Origin of the sequence: Candidatus Magnetominusculus xianensis (assembly GCA_001541255.1) — a bacterium.
In the GTDB taxonomy this organism is placed as follows: domain Bacteria; phylum Nitrospirota; class Thermodesulfovibrionia; order Thermodesulfovibrionales; family Magnetobacteriaceae; genus Magnetominusculus; species Magnetominusculus xianensis.
Genome location: LNQR01000115.1, coordinates 1 through 23,971 on the forward strand (window position 1 = coordinate 1; position 23,971 = coordinate 23,971).

21 protein-coding genes are annotated in these 23,971 nt (G+C 45.6%); 14 read left to right on the forward strand and 7 right to left on the reverse strand.

The genetic code is table 11. From position 1 onward, the window contains the following. Nucleotides 1-149: 149 nt before the first annotated feature. On the forward strand, nucleotides 150-1,262 hold the full coding sequence (gene hgcA, locus ASN18_RS14115; RefSeq protein WP_085053427.1) for a mercury methylation corrinoid protein HgcA: 1,113 nt from the start codon (nucleotides 150-152) through the stop codon (nucleotides 1,260-1,262). Then, a complete protein-coding gene (gene hgcB, locus ASN18_RS14120; RefSeq protein ID WP_085053428.1) occupies nucleotides 1,259-1,549 on the forward strand; it encodes a mercury methylation ferredoxin HgcB in 291 nt (96 codons plus the stop codon). The genes hgcA and hgcB overlap by 4 nt, the downstream gene beginning before the upstream one ends. 50 nt (nucleotides 1,550-1,599) lie before the next feature. Here hgcB and ASN18_RS14125 read toward each other — a convergent pair whose 3' ends face one another. The 5 genes from ASN18_RS14125 to ASN18_RS14145 form a co-directional block, all read right to left on the reverse strand. Next, the gene (locus ASN18_RS14125) at nucleotides 1,600-1,917 is read right to left on the reverse strand and encodes a cupin domain-containing protein (RefSeq protein ID WP_085053429.1); all 318 of its coding nucleotides are present in this window, start codon (nucleotides 1,915-1,917) and stop codon (nucleotides 1,600-1,602) included. A gap of 100 nt (nucleotides 1,918-2,017) precedes the next feature. After that, nucleotides 2,018-2,689 carry a phosphate signaling complex protein PhoU gene (gene phoU / locus ASN18_RS14130; RefSeq protein ID WP_085053430.1) on the reverse strand — a complete coding sequence of 224 codons (672 nt, stop codon included), beginning with the start codon at nucleotides 2,687-2,689 and terminating at the stop codon, nucleotides 2,018-2,020. Then, a complete protein-coding gene (pstB, locus tag ASN18_RS14135) occupies nucleotides 2,689-3,462 on the reverse strand; it encodes a phosphate ABC transporter ATP-binding protein PstB (protein ID WP_085053431.1) in 774 nt (257 codons plus the stop codon). Before pstB ends, phoU begins: the two co-directional genes overlap by 1 nt. Nucleotides 3,463-3,478: 16 nt before the next feature. Further along, a complete protein-coding gene (locus ASN18_RS14140) occupies nucleotides 3,479-4,894 on the reverse strand; it encodes a sensor histidine kinase (protein ID WP_085053432.1) in 1,416 nt (471 codons plus the stop codon). Next, nucleotides 4,891-5,595, reverse strand: a complete 705-nt coding sequence (locus ASN18_RS14145; protein ID WP_085053433.1) for a response regulator — start codon at nucleotides 5,593-5,595, stop codon at nucleotides 4,891-4,893. Before ASN18_RS14145 ends, ASN18_RS14140 begins: the two co-directional genes overlap by 4 nt. Before the next feature lie 760 nt (nucleotides 5,596-6,355). On the opposite strand from ASN18_RS14145, the gene ASN18_RS14155 reads away from it, so the two are divergent. Then, nucleotides 6,356-7,300 (forward strand): DUF6765 family protein, encoded by a 945-nt coding sequence (locus ASN18_RS14155; protein ID WP_085053435.1) that lies wholly within the window; start codon nucleotides 6,356-6,358, stop codon nucleotides 7,298-7,300. A 15-nt stretch (nucleotides 7,301-7,315) separates the two neighbouring features. After that, nucleotides 7,316-8,410 carry an amidohydrolase family protein gene (locus tag ASN18_RS14160; protein ID WP_085053436.1) on the forward strand — a complete coding sequence of 365 codons (1,095 nt, stop codon included), beginning with the start codon at nucleotides 7,316-7,318 and terminating at the stop codon, nucleotides 8,408-8,410. Nucleotides 8,411-8,596: 186 nt separating this feature from the next. Here ASN18_RS14160 and ASN18_RS14165 read toward each other — a convergent pair whose 3' ends face one another. Together ASN18_RS14165 and ASN18_RS14170 are read right to left on the reverse strand one after the other, a co-directional pair. Further along, nucleotides 8,597-9,211, reverse strand: coding sequence for a hypothetical protein (locus tag ASN18_RS14165; RefSeq protein WP_157073012.1), 615 nt, complete (start codon nucleotides 9,209-9,211; stop codon nucleotides 8,597-8,599). Nucleotides 9,212-9,409: 198 nt separating this feature from the next. Then, nucleotides 9,410-10,105, reverse strand: coding sequence for a hypothetical protein (locus ASN18_RS14170; protein WP_085053438.1), 696 nt, complete (start codon nucleotides 10,103-10,105; stop codon nucleotides 9,410-9,412). Between the two features lie 347 nt (nucleotides 10,106-10,452). On the opposite strand from ASN18_RS14170, the gene ASN18_RS14175 reads away from it, so the two are divergent. The 10 genes from ASN18_RS14175 to ASN18_RS14220 all read left to right on the forward strand — a co-directional run. Next, nucleotides 10,453-13,188, forward strand: a complete 2,736-nt coding sequence (locus ASN18_RS14175) for a hybrid sensor histidine kinase/response regulator (RefSeq protein WP_085053439.1) — start codon at nucleotides 10,453-10,455, stop codon at nucleotides 13,186-13,188. A 12-nt stretch (nucleotides 13,189-13,200) separates the two neighbouring features. Next, the gene (locus ASN18_RS14180; RefSeq protein ID WP_085053440.1) at nucleotides 13,201-13,611 is read left to right on the forward strand and encodes a response regulator; all 411 of its coding nucleotides are present in this window, start codon (nucleotides 13,201-13,203) and stop codon (nucleotides 13,609-13,611) included. Between the two features lie 150 nt (nucleotides 13,612-13,761). After that, a complete protein-coding gene (locus tag ASN18_RS14185; protein ID WP_157073013.1) occupies nucleotides 13,762-14,547 on the forward strand; it encodes an alpha/beta hydrolase family protein in 786 nt (261 codons plus the stop codon). After that, a complete protein-coding gene (locus ASN18_RS14190; RefSeq protein WP_085053442.1) occupies nucleotides 14,537-15,697 on the forward strand; it encodes a glycosyltransferase family 9 protein in 1,161 nt (386 codons plus the stop codon). Before ASN18_RS14185 ends, ASN18_RS14190 begins: the two co-directional genes overlap by 11 nt. Continuing rightward, complete coding sequence (locus ASN18_RS14195; protein WP_085053443.1) at nucleotides 15,690-16,949, forward strand: DUF362 domain-containing protein; 1,260 nt, start codon at nucleotides 15,690-15,692, stop codon at nucleotides 16,947-16,949. The genes ASN18_RS14190 and ASN18_RS14195 overlap by 8 nt, the downstream gene beginning before the upstream one ends. 20 nt (nucleotides 16,950-16,969) lie before the next feature. Further along, the gene (locus ASN18_RS14200; RefSeq protein WP_085053444.1) at nucleotides 16,970-18,457 is read left to right on the forward strand and encodes a B12-binding domain-containing radical SAM protein; all 1,488 of its coding nucleotides are present in this window, start codon (nucleotides 16,970-16,972) and stop codon (nucleotides 18,455-18,457) included. After that, nucleotides 18,453-19,433 (forward strand): glycosyltransferase family 2 protein, encoded by a 981-nt coding sequence (locus tag ASN18_RS14205; protein ID WP_085053445.1) that lies wholly within the window; start codon nucleotides 18,453-18,455, stop codon nucleotides 19,431-19,433. The genes ASN18_RS14200 and ASN18_RS14205 overlap by 5 nt, the downstream gene beginning before the upstream one ends. Before the next feature lie 467 nt (nucleotides 19,434-19,900). Continuing rightward, nucleotides 19,901-21,718, forward strand: a complete 1,818-nt coding sequence (locus ASN18_RS14210; RefSeq protein WP_085053446.1) for a C39 family peptidase — start codon at nucleotides 19,901-19,903, stop codon at nucleotides 21,716-21,718. Nucleotides 21,719-21,926: 208 nt separating this feature from the next. Then, the gene (locus tag ASN18_RS14215; RefSeq protein WP_085053447.1) at nucleotides 21,927-22,832 is read left to right on the forward strand and encodes a hypothetical protein; all 906 of its coding nucleotides are present in this window, start codon (nucleotides 21,927-21,929) and stop codon (nucleotides 22,830-22,832) included. A 128-nt stretch (nucleotides 22,833-22,960) separates the two neighbouring features. Further along, nucleotides 22,961-23,971 (forward strand): IS1634 family transposase (locus tag ASN18_RS14220; RefSeq protein ID WP_236861777.1); only part of this gene is annotated, 1,011 nt, incomplete at its 3' end.

Below are 23,971 nucleotides of genomic sequence, written 5' to 3' on the forward strand. Positions count from 1 at the left end.
TTAACTAAACTGTGTCAGGCCCGATTTTAGCCCATAACATCAATGTCCAATAATAACCTCCCTTCGAAGAAAATGGCAAGCTGAGAAATTGTCTGCCCTAAGTGCTGGATTTGCTAAGAATGCCGGAGTTGTGATAATCTTTAACTATAATGGTAAACTCTGAAAAGACAAACAGCAGTGGTTGCTGCCCCTCAGAGGCTGCCTCCGGCAATTCACAATGCCACTGTGGGCATACTGCGGTATCCTCCACCGGCACTACTAATGCTTTATTTAATATACAAAAAGTCTCTGCAACACTATCATGGAACGATAAGTGGGGTGCCGTGAAGTGTAGGCTGACTGCGTTCAGAAATCACTACACAGTTACACCCGGCCTTTATGTCGTTGGTACGCCGTCTGAGAACTCGGACGTGTTTGTCAGCGCCAACTATAAGTTGAGTTTTGATAAGCTGAGGAGCGCGCTTGCAGGGATAAACGCATGGATTTTAGTACTCGACACAAAGGGTATAAATGTGTGGTGTGCCGCTGGAAAAGGGACTTTCTCGACTGAAGAACTGGTAAAAAAAATATTTGATACAAATCTGCCCCTTTGTGTACGGCACAGGAAGCTGATAGTGCCTCAGCTTGGGGCGGTAGGTGTAAGCGCGCACAAGGTACTGAAGGCCACAGGGTTCAGAGTCCTGTTTGGACCGGTGTACGCGGCAGATATTGCTGCCTACATTAAAAACGGCTGCAAGGCTACGCAAGAGATGCGCGCTGTACATTTTACCCTGGCAGACAGGCTGATACTCACCCCTATGGAGATAATTCCTATGCTTAAGTGGTATCCAGTGTTCGCGGCGGCTGTGCTGATTTATTTTGGAGTGCATAGCACAGGGATTGTCTTTAGAGATGCGTTTTATAACGGCGTACCTTTTCTGCTGCTTGGCCTTGCTGCTGTTTTATCAGGGGCGTTTATAACGCCGGTATGTCTGCCTGTGATTCCATTTAGGGCATTTTCGCTGAAGGGATGGCTGACAGGGCTTCTGACCACGTTTTTAGCACAAAAACTGTTTCCGGCAATGCCGCTGTCCCTTACGCTGTTTGCATATTTATTCTTTCCCGCAGTGAGTTCTTTTGCTGCCCTTCAGTTTACCGGCTCTACAACCTTTACTGGGATGTCGGGTGTTAAAAAGGAACTGAAATATGCTGTATACGCATACATAGTATTCGGGGTGGCCTCGCTGTTTTCGTTGATACTCTATAAATCGGGGGTCATATGATATATTTAGCAGGGGTATCGACACTGCAATTTGACGCTGAACGATGTACCGGGTGTGGTATGTGCGCTGAGGTCTGCCCGCATGGTGTGTTTATCATCGCAAGCGCAAAGGCCAGCATAACCAATAAGGACAAGTGTATGGAGTGCGGCGCGTGTGAAAATAACTGTGCCTTTGACGCCATAAGGGTATCCTCAGGGGTTGGCTGCGCCGCTGCAATTATTAACGGGATGATAACCGGAGGGGAGCCGTCTTGCGGCTGCAGCTCTGAGGGCGGCACCTGCTGCTAATTCCCAACGCAGCCAGCGCCCACACACCAGATTTCTAATCGGTTAATCTGCTAATCTACGGGCGTTACGACGGCCATTACGACAAGCCGCTCGCCAAGTGACGCCTTAAACCCGTGCGGAACCATCGGGTCACAGAGAATCGCTGTCTTGCCGTCGGCCTCAAACTCCTCTTCCCCGACGGTAAATATACCTCGCCCCTCTACGCAAAACATCATAAGCCTCAGCGGTGCTGTGTGGGGTTTCAGCTCCTGACCGGCCTCAAGGCACATCAGCGCTATACGCATCTCAGGTTTGTCTGACAGCATCTCCCGAGAGATTCTGTCGGGATAGAACATCATTGATTTCTTTAAATCCAGTACCTCTGCCATATTTATACCTCCAAAGAGTTTGCAAAATTTTTACTGCCTGCATATACTCTAACAGCAGGATTATAATTCATACAATGAGATATATCATATATTTTAATGCCTACGGTGTCTGCCCCGTGATGTCGGCCATATGTCTTACTATCCTGCCATCTACCATGTAGATAACCATCTCGGCAATGTTCGTGGCGTGATCACCGATGCGCTCTATGTTCCTTGATATATATATCAACTGACTGGCCTGCACTATGTTTCCCGGCTCTTTTGTCATTACAAGCATCAGCTCATTGACGACAGAAGAGTTCAGGTCGTCTACCTCTGCATCCCTGTCAATAACTTCCTGAGCCAGCGCCTTGTCTTCGTTGACAAAAGAGTCAATGGCGTCTTTGACCATGCGCTGGGCAATCTCACGCATCCTGGAAAGGTCTGAGTATGCCTTCATAGGATGTACTTCAAAGAGCTTAAGGGCACGCTCTGCAATATTTACAGCGTGGTCAGCTATTCGCTCAAGGTCTGAGGTAATCTTCATCCCCGTAGTTATAAAGCGCAGGTCCCGGCCTACAGGCTGCCTCCTTGCTATAAGCCTTATGCACTCCTCATCTATTTGCACGTCAAAGGCATTGATTGTGTGGTCGGCAGTAATTACCGCATTGGCAATGGAAGGCTCCTGAGTAACCAGTGCCCTGATGCTGTCCCTTATGGATGACTCCACCAATGAGGCCATTTTTAATATCATTTCCTTCAGATGTTTTAGTTCGTCGTCCCTTATTGCCATTAGCCAAACCTTCCTGATATGTAATCCTCTGTGAGTTTATTGGACGGATTTGTAAATATCACATCCGTATTGTCGAATTCTATGAGTTCACCAAGCATCATAAAACCTGTGAAATCACTCATCCGCGCTGCCTGCTGCATGTTGTGCGTAACAACGAGTATTGTGACAGTCTGCTTTAGCTCAACGGCAAGTTCTTCGATCTTAGAAGTGGATATCGGGTCAAGTGCACTCGTTGGCTCATCAAAAAGCAGCACCTCTGGATTTACGGCAAGCGCGCGGGCAATGACAAGACGTTGCTGCTGTCCGCCTGAGAGCGTATATGCGCTTTCATAGAGCTTGTGTTTTACCTCATCCCACAGGGCGGCCTGCCTGATGGCTGTCTCAACATGGTCCTGCAGCTCACTCTTCTTTTTAATACCCCTTAGTCTGAGGCCATAGGCGATGTTGTCGAATATCGACATAGGGAACGGTGTTGGTTTTTGAAATACCATACCTATTCGGCTGCGCAGGTCTATAACGTCTATATCCTCGGCGAGGATGTTTATGTTGTTAAACATCACCTCACCCTCGTAGCGGCTCCCAGGGTATAGGTCGTGCATCCTGTTAAAACACCTCAACAGAGTTGTCTTGCCGCAGCCCGATGGCCCTATCAACGCCGTTACTGCGTTTTGGTGAACCGGCACGTTTATGTTTTTCAGTGCGTGAATGTTGCCTGCATAATAAAAATTCAGGTTTTTCACCTCTAACTCCGCCCCATTCAGCACATTAGTCATTCATCACCTTCATAATCTACCTCTCGACAATAATTTTAATAGTAGTGCCTGCACCTTCCTCGCTTTCGATTTTCAACTCCCAGTCATGGGCCTTTACGATGTGTTTAACGATTGCCAGGCCCAGACCTGTGCCGCCAAGTTCACGCGAGCGCGACGGGTCAACCCTGTAGAATCTCTCGCCAAGCCTCGAAAGACAACGTTTGGGGATACCGCTGCCCGTGTCCCTGACAAAGAAGAAACAGCGCCGCGAATCAGTACCAAAACCAACCTCTATGCCGCCTGTCTGTGTGAACTTAATGGCATTATCTACTATGTTAAGCAGCACCTGGATTACCCTGTCCCGGTCGGCGTTCAGAGCTAGACGGGACTTGACGCATTTTGAGTCCACAGATTTCCTTATATAAAGCCCTTTGGCCTCGGCGCTGCCTCTGAGTGTTTCAATCACGTCGTCGATTATCTGGGAGAAGTCAATATCTGTCTTTTGTAATTTAGACACTCCAAGCTCAATCTTTGAGATAGTCATCAGGTCATCAACGAGCCTGTTGAGGCGTTCGCTGTGAAATATGATTATTTTCAGGAATTTAAGACTGTCTTCCTTGTCATTGATTGCCCCTTCTATAAGCGTCTCCGCAAACCCCTTGATTGCCGTTACAGGGGTCTTTATCTCGTGTGATACGTTGGCAACGAAGTCCTTTCTCATCGTCTCGAGTTTCTTTAGTTCGGTGATGTCGTGAAATAATATGACCACACCGGTCAGATCATTTTTCTTATAAAATGGATACATGCGTACCTGCATATATTTCTCAAACGGATATTCAAGAAATATCTCTCCGCTGCTGGTCTTATCATATTTCTTCACGTTATCGAGCATTGATATGAGGTCAGAACTTCTGATTATTTCGATGAGTGGTTTATTTTTTATCGGCCCCTTGTAGTTGAAAAACTCTGAGGCGTTGTCGTTGACGTAGACAAGTTCATTTTTGTTATCAATAATGGCAAGGGCATCGGGGATACTTTCCAGTATGGCGTTAAGCTGGGAGCGTTCCTCTTCGGTGCGTGCGAATTTCTCGTTCAGCCTTCTGGTAATGTCGTTGAGGGAGTTGTAGACGCCGGCAAGGTCGGGATAGTCCTCGAAAAAAACCTTATCAGCGATTGCCCCCTGTGAAACCATCTCTGAAAACTGTTCTATTTCCTTTAAAAACTTCTCCTTCCTTCTGTAATCCCTATAGATAATAATGACCGTTACTACAGAACCCAGAAGGGAAAAACCAAAAAACAAGTATGTCAGATGAGCGGCTATGTTAACATGAACGTCCACAAAATGAACCATGTTCTTTACGTAGAAGGCGGTTATTAAATAAAACGCGATGATGGAGCAAACCATCAGGCCATATACGGTTGCCACGCGCTGGAGCAGTCGCTTAAAATTCACGCTATGTCCTCGAAGTAGTAACCGATGCCGCGGCGGGTCTTTATATAAACAGGCGTTGAGGAGTCATCTTCAATTTGTTCTCTGAGGCGGCGGATGTGGACATCAACTGTGCGTGGTTCAACAAATGCCTCATCTTTCCAGACTGCGTCAAGGAGCGTGTCGCGAGAGAGAACCTTGCCCTTTCTCTGAATCATATAGAGCAGGAGTTTGAACTCAGTGGCACTGAGTTTCACTGGAACACCCTTTTTTTGAACCTTGTACGTGTCGGTATCTATTTCTATATCGCCTATTTTGAGGATTTTCAACAACGGCTCAAGGGCGGCCTTTTCGTGCGTACGCCGCAGCACGGCCTTGACACGCGCCGTAAGCTCGCGTATGCTGAACGGCTTCGTAATATAGTCGTCAGCGCCCATCTCAAGGCCAAGCACCTTGTCAAACTCCTCTGACTTAGAAGTTACCATGATAATGGGTATGTCTGCAGTCTCGCCGGAGGTCTTCAGGGTCTTACAGAGGTCGATGCCCTGAATACCGGGGAGCATCAGGTCGAGGATTATCAGGTCAAAGCGCTGGGCATTAATTTTATTAAGTCCATCCTCGCCGTTAAAAGACGATGTAACATGAAAACCCTCTTTAGCCAGATTGTACGATATAAGTTCCACGATGTCCTTTTCGTCATCAACGACGATGATTTTTTTCTTCATCAGGCGTTTCCTCATCTATAGTTTCACACAAAATGGCTGTTTTTTGCAAATTGCATACAGGCAGTTGATATTGATGGTGATAACGTTATTGCGTACAGCAGGTGGTAGAGCTGTAATAATCGAGCCAGATGATTTCACTGGCAATGTGCGCAAGGGCAAAAATGCGCGCCTTGTGGCTGCTGCCGGGCCTAAACAGCGGCAAACTCAGGGTCGTTTCTCACGTTTTTTGTGAACAGGCTCCTTACGTAAACTGGACAGACTTCATAGGTCTTACTCTGACACATATTCAGGTTATCGCAATCAAAACACCCAATTGAGCAAGCTTGCACCGTATCGCATGACTTACCAGACATTTCAAAGTATGGACACATAAATACCCTCCTCCGACTGAGAACTCGTTTAATCCCCCCATTCCTCAATACGTACACCATATTAACACGCCGCATGTTACAGTAGAATGAACGTTGTGTTAAAGTTTGATTACAAAATAAATATACATATGGAATACAGCCAGAAGCCTTTCTCCTCAGGCAGCAAAAATCTGTAGTATGGGATTTATTACTGTTAAATGGTATCAAGTTCCATAGCATTAGTCTTTACATAATTGGAGAAGGTGTAAAATCTCCTTATAAAACAATATGTTGTCGTGATTGACAGCTATGGTATGAATATTGCATTATAAATAGTGTGTACTGTCACATACTGACCGCGGGCTTAGTCCGCGTTATCATTCAGTTGTAAACATGCAGGGGAGAAAGACATGGAAAGAGATTTTCACTATAACATTATTTATTCGATTGCAAGGTTAACTCAATGCAACGAGCCAGAAATCATCGCCCATGCGTCGCAATTTGCCGATGACAACAGCGAGAGATGGTTTGGCGAAGAAGGTGCAGAAATTCCATTCCCTGAAAAAATACCATACTCAACCGGCGGTCATTACTGTCCAATTATGACCCAATCGATGTCGCCGCTGTCTGTCGACCCGTATATTCAGAAGTTCGTTTATGTCCCGTTTCATTTCCTTCCGGGAAATGACATGACTATCTCGGTTAAAGGAAAAACAAACCCTTTAAGCACTACACCAAATTCTCAAAACGCCCAAAATCTATTAATGAAAGCCTTGCAAAGCAATGACCCATACCGCTTAGGAATAGCCTTGCACACATTCGCCGACACGTGGTCTCATCAGAATTTTACAGGAATTCAGGAAGACTGGAACTCCGTGTATCCATGGTATAACGTAAAGAAGTATCTTGTTCCTAACATAGGACATGCTGAGGCCGGTCATTCCCCCGATGTTATATCAGAGATATGGACTGATCACCGGCTTGATGTAGGCATGAGGCAAATCGAAAACAAAACAAGGGCAATAGACGCGGTAAAGGAAATCTACTCAACTCTTAGAACATATACTGGAAAAGGGCCAGCATGGAATGACGTAAAAAAAGGCTACACTGACATCAATTCTGCCGTCGATTTCGACGCCAGAATTGATGCGATTTCCAATTTTGTACAGAATCAGGTCAAAGAAGCTGTCCCTGCGTATGACAACAACACATGGATTAACGATGCGCTGCAAAAAAATGGGGCAAGCATCGAGTTTAAAAACGAAATAACCTTAAAAGGCACTCACTGGTACAAATTCAATCAAGCAGCTAAAAAACAGCTGACAATCGTGTTAGGCATGATTGAAAACCTGTAAATCAAGGAGCTACTTATGCGAATCGATATGCACTGCCATGTTGTGGGTAATGGCATAGACATTAAGAACATTGATACTGATGTGTATTTCAACAGAGAAAACACACCTCACTGGTTTACGAGAATCTTGTACGCAGCGATAGAGCATGATATGGTAAAGGGCGGAGTTGACACTAACGGCGACAATGCGGTTTCGTCCGATGAGTATTTCAAGTTTATGCTCAAGACACTCAGGGAATCTAAAGAGATCGACAGCGTCGTCCTCCTTGCTATGGACGCCCCTTTTGACCCGGATACGCATAAGCGTATGGACAAGATAATCACGCTCTATGTCTCAAATCGTTTTTTGTATAAAAAGGTGCAGGACTTAAACGCAGAACTGACAAAGCAGGGGGTAAACAAGCGCTTTTATTTTGGTGCGTCGGTTAATCCAAACAGGAATGACTGGAAAGAAGAGCTTGATTACATAATAAATGAGACTGACGCTGTGCTTATGAAGTGGATACCGTCGATTCAGCACATTCACATCGAGGGCGGTCACGATGCTTACTACGATACACTTGCCAAGGCCGGGCTGCCGCTTTTATGTCATATTGGCCCTGAGTATTCTTTCCCCGAAGGGGTACGAAATATAGAGAGGAGTGCTAAGGACGCTAAGAACGATCTCGACCGGTTTGGGTTATTAATCAAGCCGATTTCCTGCGGGGTGACGGTCATTGCAGCACACTGCGCTTCCCCGGTATTTCCGCTTATCGACAAGGACGAAACGCTCAAGTTTTATGACTTTATGAAGGCAATGAACACGGGCGGCAAGGTGAAGATTTGGGCTGATACGTCGGCGCTGTCGTTGTCAACACGCATCCCGTTCTTACGAGAAATAGTGGAAAACTTCCCACCTAAGTGGCTGCTTAACGGCTCAGACTTTCCGATTCCAATAGACGCCGCGGCACATTTACCTTTCGTAACGCATAAGATGAAACCAAGTGATTACGTAGAGATCATGCAAATCAAAAACCCGCTCGACAAGGACATAAGAATCAAGGCGGCCCATGGGTTTAAAAATGATGTCATCTTTGGAAATACACAAAAGGTGCTTCGTTTAAATAGCTGATATTCCAAGGAAAACGCTGCAATGAGGCGGCTACTTGCAGCGTTTCTCCTGAACACAAGTCTCTATGCCTCTGGTCATCATAAGCGTAAATAACCATTGTGAGCAATGCTTGCGGTTACATTAGGTAGCTGAACATATCTGTGATTAAAAGCGCTATCTTCAGACAGCATTAAAGGCAGAATGTTATTAGTAGTATTTTTGGATGTCATCTTCAGACATGTTCGTTCTCATAGTTCTCCAATAATATCCTTTTTTTGTTATATTGTCAACGGCGAAATATTCAAAATATGCATAGCCGTAACTAATGCGTGTAGCGTCACAGCAATAAAACTTATAGTTGGAGCGGTTTATTGAACGCATTGTTGGGATAAAATACTTTCCTAATTCACGAGGCCACCAATCTGGAGATAGTAATAAATATGGCATGGCAGTCTTGCTTTCATCGACTTCAGGACAGTATGTTGAAAACGTTTCATAACTAAATCTTAACCAGTAATGTGGACTATCCCAGTAATGTCCAGAACCTTCAACTAGTGAACTGACCACAATGTCATACGCATCCTTTGTAAAATTGTCAAGCTTCAATCTGTAAAATTTAATATTAGAGCCAGTGAGAATCACATCATCACAGTGACCGGTTCCTTCAAAATATCTTTCTGTCTGACTCATAAAGATATAATCTTCTATAACGTTATCCTTCAATAGCCCTGACATTAAAAATACGAAACCAATTGGTAATAGTGATATAATTATTGCCAATAGCAATACAATTAATAATATTTGTAAGATTTTCTTCAACATTGATGTAGTATAAACAATTGATGACAATTTGTAAATATGCGTAGAAGTAATTATTAGTCTGTTAGACATTGCTAACAATGATTAAGCTAAACCATTGTTAGCAATGGTTGCGTCAGTTGTATTCAACATTGATTCAAAAAGATATTCTCAAACAGTATTGAGACAAAACGTTCAAAGTAGTACTGAAAGTTATTGATGCTATTTCCCGAATTCCTGATCTGCCTCGTCTCTGATTTTTAGAGGAATGCTATCAGGCCAAAGGTCGTTACATATCTCATTGCAGGACTTACGAGGGTCGCCTATCCTCCCCTGACTATTAGCAGCCAAATCTCCAATGGTGTCTATTATACTGGCTACAATTCTCTCCTCAAAGTTCCCTTTGATGGTGCCGTATCCAGTAGCGTTTAGAAATAAATCCCATAGCTCCTTTGCGTACTCCGATTTATGTGAAGCAGCAATTCCACCCAGTCCTACCCTGCTGCCTATGCAATGCGCCCTGCAGTGATAAAATTTGTCTAACTCTCTTGGATCTATGCCTAACTTACGTGCCTTATCCATAGCAATTCCCATCTTTCTGTACTGTGCATACATCTCGAACATAGCGGTTACTTCCTCTAAGGTGAATATAGATTTGAACTTAAGTATCTTAAATATATCAATTGACCTGTGTTGTTTTAACCCTTTTCTTAATATATCAAGAATCGCCGCAATTATTTTGTCGGTTTTACGTCGCTTCTTTTCTTGTTCATCAGCATCAGGGAACTGTTTTACTTTGAAGTCAACGAATCCATCCTCTTTTTCAGAGACCTCAGCTACGTATCCTTTTTTCGGGACGCCCGGTAAGCTGCCGTCAAGTTTTCCGTCTTCATCTTGAACCCAAAATTTTGTTGACATACTACGTCCTCCTGTGGTCTGGTTTTATACCGCTAATGCGGCTATTTTGCCCTGCCTGATGATAATGCGCTGAAAAACTAGCCACTATAGTAGTGCTATTGATAATAGCATAACACAGTATGTGTCATTTGTCAAGCAAAATGTTTTGTGTTATTTCTATGGGTCATGTTTTTGTAGAACTTCACGATAATTAAGATAATGAACCTATGACAGAACTTCGTTGAAATGCTACAATACATGTGTAGGTCGAAGTTTGGAGGCAATATAAATGAGCGGCAAGACATACGAAATAGGCGTTATCGCGGGCAGCCTTGCTGCTGGGCTTGCAGCCAAAATCTGAGGAAACTATGACAACGCTGCACAAATACGCTGAGGACATTATCGACTGCTCGCTAGACATGATCATCGCCGTCGATATGGACAGGACAATCATAGAGTTTAACAGGGCTGCCGAGGCAATCTTCGGTTACGAGGCCCATGAGGTGATGGGCAGGAAGGCAGATACTTTGTATGATGACCCGTCCGAGGGGCTTAACATATATAAGTCACTCACAGAGACAGGCAGCTATCGAGGTATCATAGCGAACAAGAGAAAAAACGGCGATAGGTTTATGGCCTATCTCTCAGCCTCCACACTTAGAGATAGTGACGGCAATCCTGTCGGCTTCATGGGCATATCCCGCGACATAACAGAACAAAGAAAAACAGAAGAGGCCGTTGTTGCGTCAGAAAAGAGGTATCGCACCCTTGTTGAGAACATGAACGAGTTCGTCGCCGAGATTGACCTCTCAGGGCAATTGCATTTTATAAACAAGTATTTCTCTGAAAGCACAGGGTATAATCCTGAAGACTTAGCCAATTCAAATTTCTATTCATTCATCCATCCTGACGACATCTCCGGATTATCTGCACAGTGCCTGAAGACCATGACCAAGAGCGTGCAGGGCTGCGAATTCAGATTCAGAAAAAAAGATGGCTCATATATTAATCTTCTCACAAATGCCGACCCCGTCTATGATTACATGGGCAGGCTGAGGTCTGTAATATTCGTATCGTTTGATATTACGGCTATGAAAACCGTTGAACAACAGATGAAAACGGCCAGAGATACAGCAGAGGCAGCCAACGCCGCAAAGAGCGAATTCCTCGCCAACATGAGCCACGAGCTGCGCACACCGATGAACGGGATAATTGGAATGGCAGAGCTGCTCCTTGACACCCCGCTAAATAAAGAGCAGAGAAAGTACCTGTCGATGCTGAGAGAATCAGCCACCTCACTTTTGGCACTTTTAAACGGGATACTGGATTTCTCGAAAATAGAGGCCGGTAAGCTGGAACTTGAGGAGATTGATTTCGATATCCGCGACGTAATCGACCAGGCCGTTGAGTCCCTGAGCGTACAGGCTCAAAAAAAGGGAATCCTGTTTTTGTCACATATTGCCGCAGACATACCGCTTATGCTCAGGGGAGACCCCGTTCGACTTAAACAGATCATCGTTAATCTGGCAGGTAATGCCCTCAAGTTTACTGAAAAAGGTGAAGTTAGTATCCGGCTTGAGACATGCCCCTCGTCCAGCGTCAATAGCGTGAATAGCATAAATAAGGATGCGGCACTTCGCGTCCTGGTCTCTGACACCGGCCCTGGTATTCCAAAAGACAAGGCAGATAAAATATTTGAGAGCTTTGTGCAAGTAGATGGCTCTACCACGAGGAAATACGGCGGCACGGGCCTGGGTCTTACTATAACGAAAAAACTGATAACCCTTATGCAGGGCGATATAAAAGTTGTAAGCGAAGAGGGCAAGGGCAGCACCTTTGACCTCAGCGTACTGCTGAAAAAGGCAGTACAGCCACCCCCACCGGCTCATAGCATAATAGCAAAACTCACCGGCAAGCGAATCCTGCTGATAGAGGGGCACGACCTAAGCAGGACAATCATCAAGGAGATGTCTGAGGCCGCAGGGATGAAAGTCTCAGAGGCAAAAGACGCCAAAACCATACTCGACACCATAGAAAAAGCGGCAGAGGCAAGCGAACCCTTCGACATAATACTCCTCGATGCCGGGATTGCCGACATGGAGCCAGCGGACCTGACAGAACTGATAAAGACCGACCCGCTGACGTTTGAGGCAGAGGTAATCCTGATGGTCTATGGGCAGGACAAAGCCGCAGAGACACGCTGGAAGGAACTCAAAGCGTGGGGCTCGCTCTCAAAGCCAATAAAACGCTCCATGCTGTATGATTCCATACACCTGGCATTGGGCGGGTTCTTAAGTGAGACTTCAGTGGCAAAACCATGTTACTCCAGCGCATCGGCAGCGAAAAAGAGCTACTACAAGATACTCCTTGCCGAGGATAATATCGTCAATCAGGAACTTGCCATCGGCTTAATAGAGAAAAACGGTCACTCCGTATCAGTAGCGAACACCGGCAAAGAGGCCATTGACGCCCTTGTAAAGGAACCATTTGATGTCGTGCTGATGGATGTGGAAATGCCTCAGATGAACGGCCTTGAGGCAACGCGCTATATCAGAGATTCAAAATCCGGTAAGTTCAACCCAGACATACCAATAATAGCCATGACTGCAAACGCATTTAATGATGACAAGGAGCGTTGTCTTAGCGCCGGTATGAACGACTATATATCAAAGCCTATATCGATGGTCCAGTTGATAGAGGTAATTGAGCGTACAATGGACAGAATCCCTCCGCAGGCATCGCCCCCCACGCCTGTAGTTATTAAGAGCGTTGTCTTTGACAAAGAAGAACTGTTTAACAGGCTCGACGACGATGAGGTGTTTATCAAAAAGATTTGTGCCATTTTCAGGGATGATGTACCGGTTAATATGACTAAATTAAAGAACGCCCTTGCCGCTGACGATGCCCCAGAGGTGGAGATAACCGCGCATACGATAAAGGGTATGGCCGCAAATATAGGCGGTATAAGGACTAAGAACGAGGCGATGCGAATGGAGATGGCAGCAAGAAAATTAGACCTTTCTCAGGCTCATTCACTCTATCCACAGCTTGAAAAGGAGATAAATGACCTGGTTGCCGCCATTGCTGACTACAAGCTAATATAAGGGAGGAATAAGATGAGAGTACTAATAGCAGAAGACGATTTCACAAGCCGTACCTTGTTACAGCATTTCTTAAGCCCATATGGAGACTGCGACGTGACAGTAAACGGCATGGAGGCAGTAGAGGCCTTTATGCTGGCAGTTGATGAGGGGCAGCGCTATGACCTCATCTGTTTAGACATAATGATGCCTGAACTGGATGGAATAAAGGCATTGAAGGCAATCAGGGAAAAGGAAAGGTCTATGGGACTAAGTCAAAAAAATGAGGCAAAGGTAGTGATGACCACAGCCCTTGATTCCCCTAAGGACGTAATAGAGGCATACTACAAGGGCGGCTGCACGGACTACCTGACAAAACCTATTGATACACAAAAGCTGCTGGAGCTTCTAAAAGGATACGGCCTGATAGAAAAGACAGGTAAATAGGCGGATACGGAAATCTTAAGAAAACTGATAAAGGGCGTCTATAACGCCCTGCCAATAAACTTTATTAAAAAGCCGTTTCCTGCGGGGCTGCCCAGTGAGCTGCTGGGTGAGTTGCTAGGCCGCCCTGTTCTGAGGACAGGATATGAAGAGTTGTGGATTAAAAATCCAGGCGGGCCTGATATCTACGCCCATGTACACAGGCCGCTGAGCGCTGCCACAGCAAGCACTCCGGGCGTTATAATCGTCCCGGGCGGCGGCTCACCAGGCACGGCCTATGACGGCTTTACCGAGGTTACAGCAGACGATATTGCAGCGCTTGGCGCTGTCGTCCTCCATTATGACCCCTCTGGCAGAGGAAGGACAGCCGGAGAAGAGGACTACTGGGGGGCGCGCCATCAGAGGGAACTCTCAGCGGTAATAGAACGGTTTTTCAGCATCGGGGGCGTCAACCGTGAAAACGTCGGGATTTTGTCCTTCTCCATTGGGATAACTATTGCCGCAGGGGCACTTTGCCGCTTCCCCGTACACGGCTGCCAGATAAAATATCTGTTTGACTGGGAAGGCCCGTCTAACAGGGCTAATATTACGAAGAACGACACTCATGATCCGCTTGTGGACTTCCCCATGTCAAATGATACGTTTTGGAGGGAGCGTGAGGCCGCTGCCTTTATTGGCGGCATACCCTGTGATTATTTCAGGTATCAGGCCGCTACAGACCACATGCAGGACACGTACAAAGGACACGCCATAGAGCTTTTAAACAAGGCCAGAGCTGGACAGGCGCGCTCAACAAGGTGTAACAACAATCCGCCAAATATTTATTACGAAGACAATCACCCTGAAAACTATCAATGGGTACAACCGCAACCGCCAGAACCGAATGGCCAAAAATATTGGATACTAAAGTATCTGCTTGAGTTACAGCATGAAATATAAGATAATTAATAAAAAGAAACTCATCGCAACAGCGGCAGGCGATATGCTGGGCAGCCTGCTCCACACCCCGCTTAACCTCTTCAGGCGGAAAAAGGCAATTGACCCAGCGCTGGTAAACACCATCCTGGTAATCCGTACCGCCTACATCGGAGACGCCATAATGACGCTGCCAATTCTAAAACCCCTGAGCGAAGGATTTCCAAACGCCAAAATCACCTTTCTGACCTCGCACGGGGCAGCCAGTGTGCTTGAAACCAACCCGTATATCCATGATATAATCGCCTATGACCCTGTTTGGTTCTATGCACCGGCAAGTGGAAGCAAGAGAAAAAGCTATTTTGAGTTCATGCGGGAGCTGAAGACTAGAACGTTTGACCTTGTAATTGAGGCAAGGGCAGACATCAGGGAAATCCTCATGCTGGTTAAGCCGCTGAGAGCGAGGTATAAGGTAAGCTATGGAGTTGGCGGCGGCGGGTTTTTATTAACGCACGTTGTGCCATACGGCGGACTGAAGCATAAGGTAGAGTATCATCTTGATATTGCAAGATATTTGGGCTGCCCAGTTGAAGATATACAATGGGGCATTTATCTGACTAAAGAGGAAAAGGCCAACACAAGGAAACTCCTTAGAGACAATAATATAAAGAGCCCCTTTGTCGCAGTTCACCCCGGCGTAAGGATTCCTCTTAAGAAATGGCTGTTAAAGAGATACGCAGCCCTGTATGATAGGATAGAAACAGGGCTTGGCATAAGGACAGTAATCACCGCCTCTGAAAAGGACGCAGATTATGTGAAGGACATCTTAAAACTGATGAGGACAAGGCCGGTGGATTTAACCGGTAAGCTGACGCTTCGGGAACTTGCCGGTGTGCTTTCAGAGTCTCAGATATTTGTCTGCAATGACAGCGCCCCGATGCACATAGCCGCCTCTATGGATGTGCCTGTTGTGGCATTATTCGGGCCGTCTAAGAGCATTGAGACTGCACCGTTTGGGAATCCCCACAGGGTCGTTGAGAAGGATTTTCAATGCAGATATAAGTGTGACGAAAGCACGTGCAAGCACGAACATTTCCATGCCTGCATGGAAGCAATAGAGGTGGAGGACGTTATTGCCGCCATAAAGGATTTACTAAAGGAGATAGATGTTTAGATTTGACGCCATAACAGTCGACAGCGTAAAAAAGATTAAATCGGGGATAAAGCAGCTCCTTGATGAAAGGTACTCAGATGTGTTCCCACCTGACAAGAAAAGTAAGATTCTCATCAAGCCCAACCTCAACAGCAACATGAATGCTCTCACAGGCAACACAACCGACCTCAGAGTAGTGGCCGCCGTCATAGAGTACTTACAAGACCGCGGGTACACAAGCATTACAATAGGCGAGGGCACAAACAGCGGTTACTATCGCAGCAACATAAGTGTCATTGAGCGCTTGAGATACGACGAGCTGGGGCTTTACTACGGTGTCATGGTAAAGGATTTTAACTACTCAGACACTGCCCCTGTACATTTTGAAAAGGGTGTAGAGGCCGGAGTTGCGAAGGAATGCGTAGAGGCAGATTTTATGATAAATATGCCGAAGCTCAAGACCCACTTCGAGGCCGGTATGACCGTATGCCTGAAAAACCTGATTGGCTGCCTCGTAGGACAGGAAAATAAGAAAAAGACCCACGGCGCCCTATCAGACAACATCGTGAATCTGAATCTCGCAGTCAAACCAGACCTGCACATAGTTGACGGCGTAATAGCCATGGAAGGGCTTGGCCCCACACGCGGCACCCCACGCAGGACTGGGGTTATATTTGCCGGTGATGACCCGTACATCGTTGATTTGATGTGCGCCCGGTTTGCGTCTTTCCCTTATCAGAAAATTGGCCCGATTGCCGCGGCTAAAAGGAGGGGGATAGTCACGGAGGAGCACTTAAAATTTGTAAAGGCATTCCCGCTTGAGCGTATTCATACATTTAAGCCGCCAACGGCAGGCCCGCTTGCCACGTTTATACACAGCCCAAAGAGGCAGAAATATTTCCTTGCAATCAGGCAGACGCCGTTGTTTAACTACCTGTGCTCTACGGAGATTGGGGGAAAGCTGCTCTATCTTACCGGTCTGAGGCAGGATGTATTCATCAGGGACGAGATGCAGTGGGAGGGGCTGTCTCTTAAAAAGGAAAAATGTACGAACTGTGGTATCTGTGCCAAATACTGCCCGACAGAGATAGCGCTGCCTCATGCCCTTAACGAAAACGCGGGGATGGGCAATCAGTGGCAGAGCAAATGTATACGTTGTCTCTATTGCTTTAGCGTATGTCCTAACTCGGCTATAGAGTTTCACGGCACAAAGGGATTTATGGAAGAACAAGATAGACAATATGGACAAATTATAAAGAAGATGGTCAGGTGATAATAAATGGAGAAAAATAAATGAGAAAAGACGAAAAAACAGACTTTAGGATAACATTCCTAAACCCGCCCTATATCAGTAAGTTCTCACGTCCACAGCGCAGCCCTGCGGTTACAAAGAGCGGAACTCTGTACTATCCAATGTGGCTGGCTTATGCGGCAGCGGCGGCAGAGAAGGCTGGCTTTTCAATCGACCTGATAGACGCCCCCGCAGACGGCCTTGATATGTCCAGCGTAACCCAGAAAATAAAAGATTTCAGGCCGTCGCTCATTGTCGTAGATACAAGCACGCCAAGCATTTATAATGACGCAGAGGTCTGCAATGCACTGAAAACTGCCCTTCCCGATGCCTTTATCGTAATAGTTGGCACACATGTAACTGCCCTGCCAGAAGATTCCCTGAAGCTCAACCCCTCGATAGACGCCGCTGCAGTAGGCGAATATGACTATACGATTGCAGCCCTTGCTGAGGCATTATACATTAAAACACCGCTTGACGCCGTTGCTGGTCTCTATTTTAAAGATGGTACAAACACCGGACTGCGCCCCCCGATTGGCAGCATTGACGAACTGCCCTTCGTAAGCCGCATCTATAAGCGGTTCCTGAAGATGGAGAACTATTTTAATCCAAATGCCCTGTTTCCAATGGTGACAATTACAACAAGCCGCGGCTGTCCACATGAGTGTATATTTTGTGTATATCCACAGACGCTGATGGGGCATAAGCTGAGAATGCGAAGCGTGGAAAATGTCCTCGATGAGATAGAATACATAATCAGCGCTTTCGATGGCGTGAAGGCGATATTCTTTGAAGACGATACGTTTACGGCCAACCGCAAGCGATGCGTTGAAATCTCAGAGGGGATTATCAAAAGGGGCATAAAAATCTCATGGACGGCAAATGCCCGCGCCACGCTGGACTATGAGACAATGCGGGTGATGAAACGCGCGGGGTGCCGCTCATTTTGCGTAGGGTTTGAAAGCGGAAGCCAGGAGATGCTTGATAACATAAAAAAGAAGACCGTCGTTGAAAACATGGGTAAATTCATGGAAGACGCAAGAAAGGCGGGGATACTAGTACACGGCTGCTTTATGGTGGGGCTGCCCGGTGAGACAAAACAGACAATGGACATGACACTAGCGCTGGCAAAGAGGCTGAATCCAGATACCGTGCAGTTTTATCCCATGATGATATACCCGGGGACAGAGGCCTATGACTGGTACAGCGAAAGGGGGCTTCTGACGACAAAGGATTTCTCCAAATGGCTGACCCCCTGGGGGCTGCACAACACGGTAATAAAGACCGAGCAGTTGTCCTCTGAGGCGCTGGTGCGTTTTTGTGATAACGCGCGGAGGGAGTTTTACCTGCGACCGGCCTATCTGCTCTATAAACTCAGGCAGGTTATAGCTCACCCTGAGGAGCTGAAAAGGACTGTAAAGTCGGCGCGGACTTTTATGAAATATCTGCTGAGAGGCTCTGATTTAAAAAAAGGGGAACACTGCGATTAAGGCATCTGTAGTCGTCCCGGCCTATAACGCGCAGGAGACCATTGCCCGCTGTGTGGAGGCCCTGCTTAAGCAGACCTGCCCTCTGGAGACCTATGAAGTCATCGTCATAGACGACGGCTCAAAAGACAAGACGGGGGAGATAGCCAGCGGCTATCCAATCAGGTATTATCGCAAGGAAAACGGCGGCCCGGCCTCAGCCAGAAACATGGGCGTGCGGGAGGCAGCCGCAGAGATAATCCTATTTACAGACGCCGACTGCGTGGTCACAGGCTCATGGATAGAGGAGATGTTAAGGCCGTTTGAAGACCCGGAAGTCTCAGCAGTCAAAGGTGCTTATAGGACAAATCAGCGGCAGTTGACGGCCAGATTTGCCCAGGTTGAATTCGAGGAAAGATTTGCGATGCTGAGAAATGCCCCGTCTATCGACATGATAGACACATACGCGGCTGCCTTCAGGAAGGCAGTATTTAACAGCGCAGGGGGATTTGATGAGTCCTTTCCGGTTGCGAATAACGAGGACACAGACCTTTCGTATAAGCTGTCAGCGGCAGGGCATAAGATGGTGTTTAATGGCAGCGCCATAGTATATCACCTCAATCATCCGGCGTCGGTAAGGCGCTACGGCAGTATTAAATTCCAGCGCGGCTACTGGCGCATGGTCGTCTATAAGAGATACCCTGATAAGATGATAAAAGATACATACACGCCCCAGAGCCTGAAAATTCAGATACTGACGCTCTTTGGCGGCGTTTTCCTTCTTGCGCTTTCAGCGCTTGTTCACACGGCGTTATATGCGTCTTTGTTATTATTTATACTATTTTTGTTATCAACTGCCAGGTTTGCGGCCTTCGCATTTAAGGCAGACAAGGCTATTGGAATATTGTCGCCGTTTTTCATAGCGCTGAGGGCGTCATCGATAGGGCTTGGGGTGTTGTATTATTTTATCAACGGTCATAGAGTAAAGGGACGGTTGTGACGTTTAACAATGCGTCTTAGTCATGGTGGAAAGGCGAGACTATTGTAGGTAATACCAACTGAATCTGTCGGAAAATACTTCTTTTGCTCACATATTATTAACTTGGAATAACTGCACTCTACACTAACCGGCAGCCTTTATATCAATAAAATAGTATTTAACGACTATGCCATAAGTCTGAGCATCTATATAGTAATATTCTACAATATTGTCCTGTCAACATGAATATCAACATAATTATTTCTTTGACAATGCCATGTTAGATATGATATGATAGTATATATATAGTAAATATAACACGAGTGTTACGAGTACGTAACATTATCACAATACATTATAGCACACGTGCTTAACGTAGGAGGTGATAAGGCGATACCAAACAGGCAGTTTATTTAAGAAGCTGGACTAAGGGGATCAAAACGAAATAACAATGAAAACAACAGTTCTTCAAAACTAGGGAGGTAATTATGAAAGGCGCAAAGTATTTAAGGATATTTTCAACAAGCCTCCTGATTGTTATTTCCATTATATTAACCTATGACTATGGCGCATCTACAACATTTCAAGGTATGTGGAGGTATCCTGCTGAAGAGAAACAGTATGTAGTGATGACTGATTCAACTGCCTATTTTAGAGATGTATTGGTTGAAGCAAGGACACATGTTGCAGGAGCCACAGATGGCGATACATGGACTGCCTCAATCACAAGAGCTGATGGCAGTACATTTGACTGGAATGCGGTAACTTTCTATTCCAACTATAACGGCAAGTCAAATTGTTTTGTTTATCCTGGGCTAAATGAAGTATGCAACATTACTAGTACCAAAATATACTGGTCTATAAACACTCAATGCAGGCAAAACGGTAACTATCAGATGAGTTTTTACTATAACAAGAATACCAACCCCGCCCCAGTAGCAACAACTCAGTTTACGCTTTTGCCCCAAATCAAAGATGGAAAGGTACCGGCCTACAATCAGGCAGCCTATCTGGATGCATATGATCACATTTGTCACCATCCAGATAATAACAGTTTAACAATCCCATGCAGCACTCCTGGCGCCGTTCCATACACAATAAAGAGAAAAGGCTGCTTTTTGACAAGTGCAGCGATGATACTCTCTTATCACGGCGTGACCGTTGACCCGCCTACGTTAAACACGTGGCTGAAAAATTATAAGAAAAGTGATAACATAACGTCTGCTGGATTTGATAGAAAAGGAAATGTTCAAACAACTGCTGTAATAGCCTATGCTGCAGAAAAAGGCGTAAATATGGCATATGATCTTTCAGAACCAACAACAGGTTGGTCTGGATATAGTTCTTTGGATAGATACTTATGTACTTACGGCCCGCATATCATCAAACCAAGTGGAAACCCTGGTCATTGGGTAACCGCTACAGGCAGAAACTCAGAGAGAACAACAGTCAAGATAATTGACCCATCTGGCGGAGTTGCTACCACACTGCAACAACGCTACAACAATAATAACTATATCCAGCTTCGGACATTTAGCGGGCCGGAATTCACGCTCGAGGGTAGATCAGGACTAACGTTTAGACTTCATTCTCCTGGAGAGCTTCTGATTACAGATTCGCTTGGCAGGAGGATTGGGTATGATCCAAACTCGGGCATTAGATATAATGAAATACCTAATTCGTACTATGACTATCTTTACCCTGATGATGATACAGAACCATATCCAACCGAGTTGCTTGAACATGAATACAAAGAGCTTTACATCGGTAGACCAGTAGCAGGAGATTTTAAACTGCAAGTTATTGGCACTGGCACTGGCAATTACGAATTAGATATAAGTTCTTGGAATCCTGATGTCAGCAACTCTTTAGGAACAAAGATTTTCGATAACGTACCTATCACCCCAAACGAGGTACACATCTATGGTTTCAACTACTCAAAGTTGACGACCGATCTTGACTTCAGCGCTCTTGATGGGAACTTTGACGGGAAGGGACAAAGGCCCACAGATGTAAACAAGTTTCTTTCATACGTAACACCAACCAGCAGCCCTGTTACGCTTGCTCAGGGGAAAACGAGCTATACATTAGTTATAGTCTATGACAAGAACATAAAGGCTGAGACGTTTACGGCTGCTCTGAACGGGAATGACGTCACCTCTTTGTTTCGTCCCAAAGCAGGAAGAGCCGAGGCCGTAACTTTAAACCTTAATCAGGGCAGAAATACCCTCGTATTGTCGGTTGATGGTACGCTGCCAAGCAGAATGGCCACTGATACGGACAGGCTGGTGTTTATCGTACCGTAGTAGGTTGTATTTGCGTTAGGTTATGTATGTTAGAAATTAGGCGGAGCGGTTTACTAAACGCTCCGCTTATTAAAAAAAAGAACCAAATTGCCATGCAAATAATGCTGGAGGTGATAGTATGACATTAAACAGGCCGCTTATTTAAGCGGCAGGACTAAGGAAAACGAAGCGATGTAACAAACCGTTCATCAAAGTTAAGGGGGTAATTATGAAAGGCGCAAAGTATGTAACGATATTGGCGATGAGCCTCCTGGTTTTTATTTTCACAATTGTAACCTGCGCATATGGAGCGTTTAACACATTTCAGGGTTTGGGGCGGTATCCTGCGGAAGAAAAACAGTTCGTACAGATGACCGATTCAACGGCCTACTTTAGAGATGCAGTTGTTCAGGCGATGGTATATGTTACATACGCTGGGGACGGCGATAATTGGTCTGCCTCAGTCACAAGTCCTGACGGCAAGACAACTTACTGGGGAACAATAACTTTTTATTCGCGCTATAATGGCAGGCATCATTGTTTTGTATATCCGTCAAGCTATGCAAAATGCGATGAACCCAGTACCATAATCTCATGGCCTATATTTGTTCAATGCAGTCAAAGCGGTAATTATCAAATAAATCTCTACCATAACGACAGTACCAATCCAGCCCCGTTTGCAACAGTCCAGTTTACGCTTTTACCCCAAATCAAGCCTGGAAAAGTACCAGTTTACAATCAAGCAGCCTATGAAGACGCCTACGATAACATGTGTCACACACCGAAAAAGGAGGATCAAATCCCATGTACCACCCCCGGCTCTGTTCCGTACACAATAAGGGAAAAAGGCTGCTATTTGACTATGACTAATGCGGCAATGATACTCTCTTATCACGGCGTGAACGTTGACCCACCTACGTTAAATGCATGGCTTAAAAATTACAAGGAAAGAGATAATATAACGCCAAATGGTTATAATAAAGATGGAACAGTTAATCCGCGTGCAGTGGTGGAATTTGCCGCAAGAAAAGGCGTAACCATGGCATATGCTCCAGAAGAACCAAAAGCAGCATGGCCTGGATATAATTCTTTTGAAACGGATGTTCCTGGCGAAAAGCCAATAAAAACCATATAGAAATGGGAGTTAGAGCAAAGCGCGTCTATAAGTAGCCACTATTATATAAAATATAATTCATTTATAGCTTGACAATAGTGTGGTAAATAGTTTATAGTGTAGTCACTATGTATGTAGATGAGTCAATTTTGCGAGTAAATGGTAAGACATATAAGCGATATCTGCTGCGGGAGTCATACCGCGATGGGAAAAAGGTTAAGCATCGCACGATAGCTAACATATCGAAATGCACACCAGAGGAGATTGCAGCGATGCGACTGGCATTGCGTCATAAGAAGGACCTTACCCAAGTAACCGCAGGCGTAATAACTATGCAGGGATTATCGATTGGAGCTTTGTGGGTAATATACGACATAGCTCGCCAGTTGGGTATTGACAAAGCATTGGGAAACACACCGGAAGGGAAACTGGCGTTGTGGCAAGTGATAGCAAGGGTAATGGAGCAGGGTTCAAGATTGTCGGCAGAGCGTCTTGCATCGAGACATGCCGCCTGTGATGTATTAGGACTTAAGACGTTCGATGAGGATAGTTTGTATAACAACCTTGATTGGCTGTGTGAGAACCAGGGCAGGATAGAAGATAAGCTTTTTAGGAGAATGAACAATCCGGGGTTGTTTCTTTATGATGTAACGAGCAGTTATTTAGAGGGAACAGATAATGAGCTGTCCGCCTTCGGGTATAACCGTGATGGCAAGAAAGGGAAACGCCAGATAGTGATAGGTCTTTTGTGTAATGAGGCAGGCGTACCGCTTTCAATCGAAGTATTTACAGGGAATACCAATGACAGCAACACATTTGCATCTCAGATAAAGAAAGTTACAGAGCGTTTTGGGACAAAAGAGGTAACATTCGTAGGTGATCGGGGGATGATAAAGAGTAAGCAGATTGAGGACTTAAAGGCAGAAGGGTTTCACTACATAACGGCAATAACAAAGCCACAGATAGAGCCACTGATAAACAATGGTGTAATCCAAATGGATTTATTTGATCATGGGTTAGCCGAGGTGACGGGAGATGGTGTGCGGTATGTACTCAGGCGTAATCCTCAGCGGGCAGAGGAGATACGAAAATCACGTGAGGATAAGCTGCAGTCATTGTCTGGAGATATTGAAAGGCAGAACAAATACCTTGCAGGACAT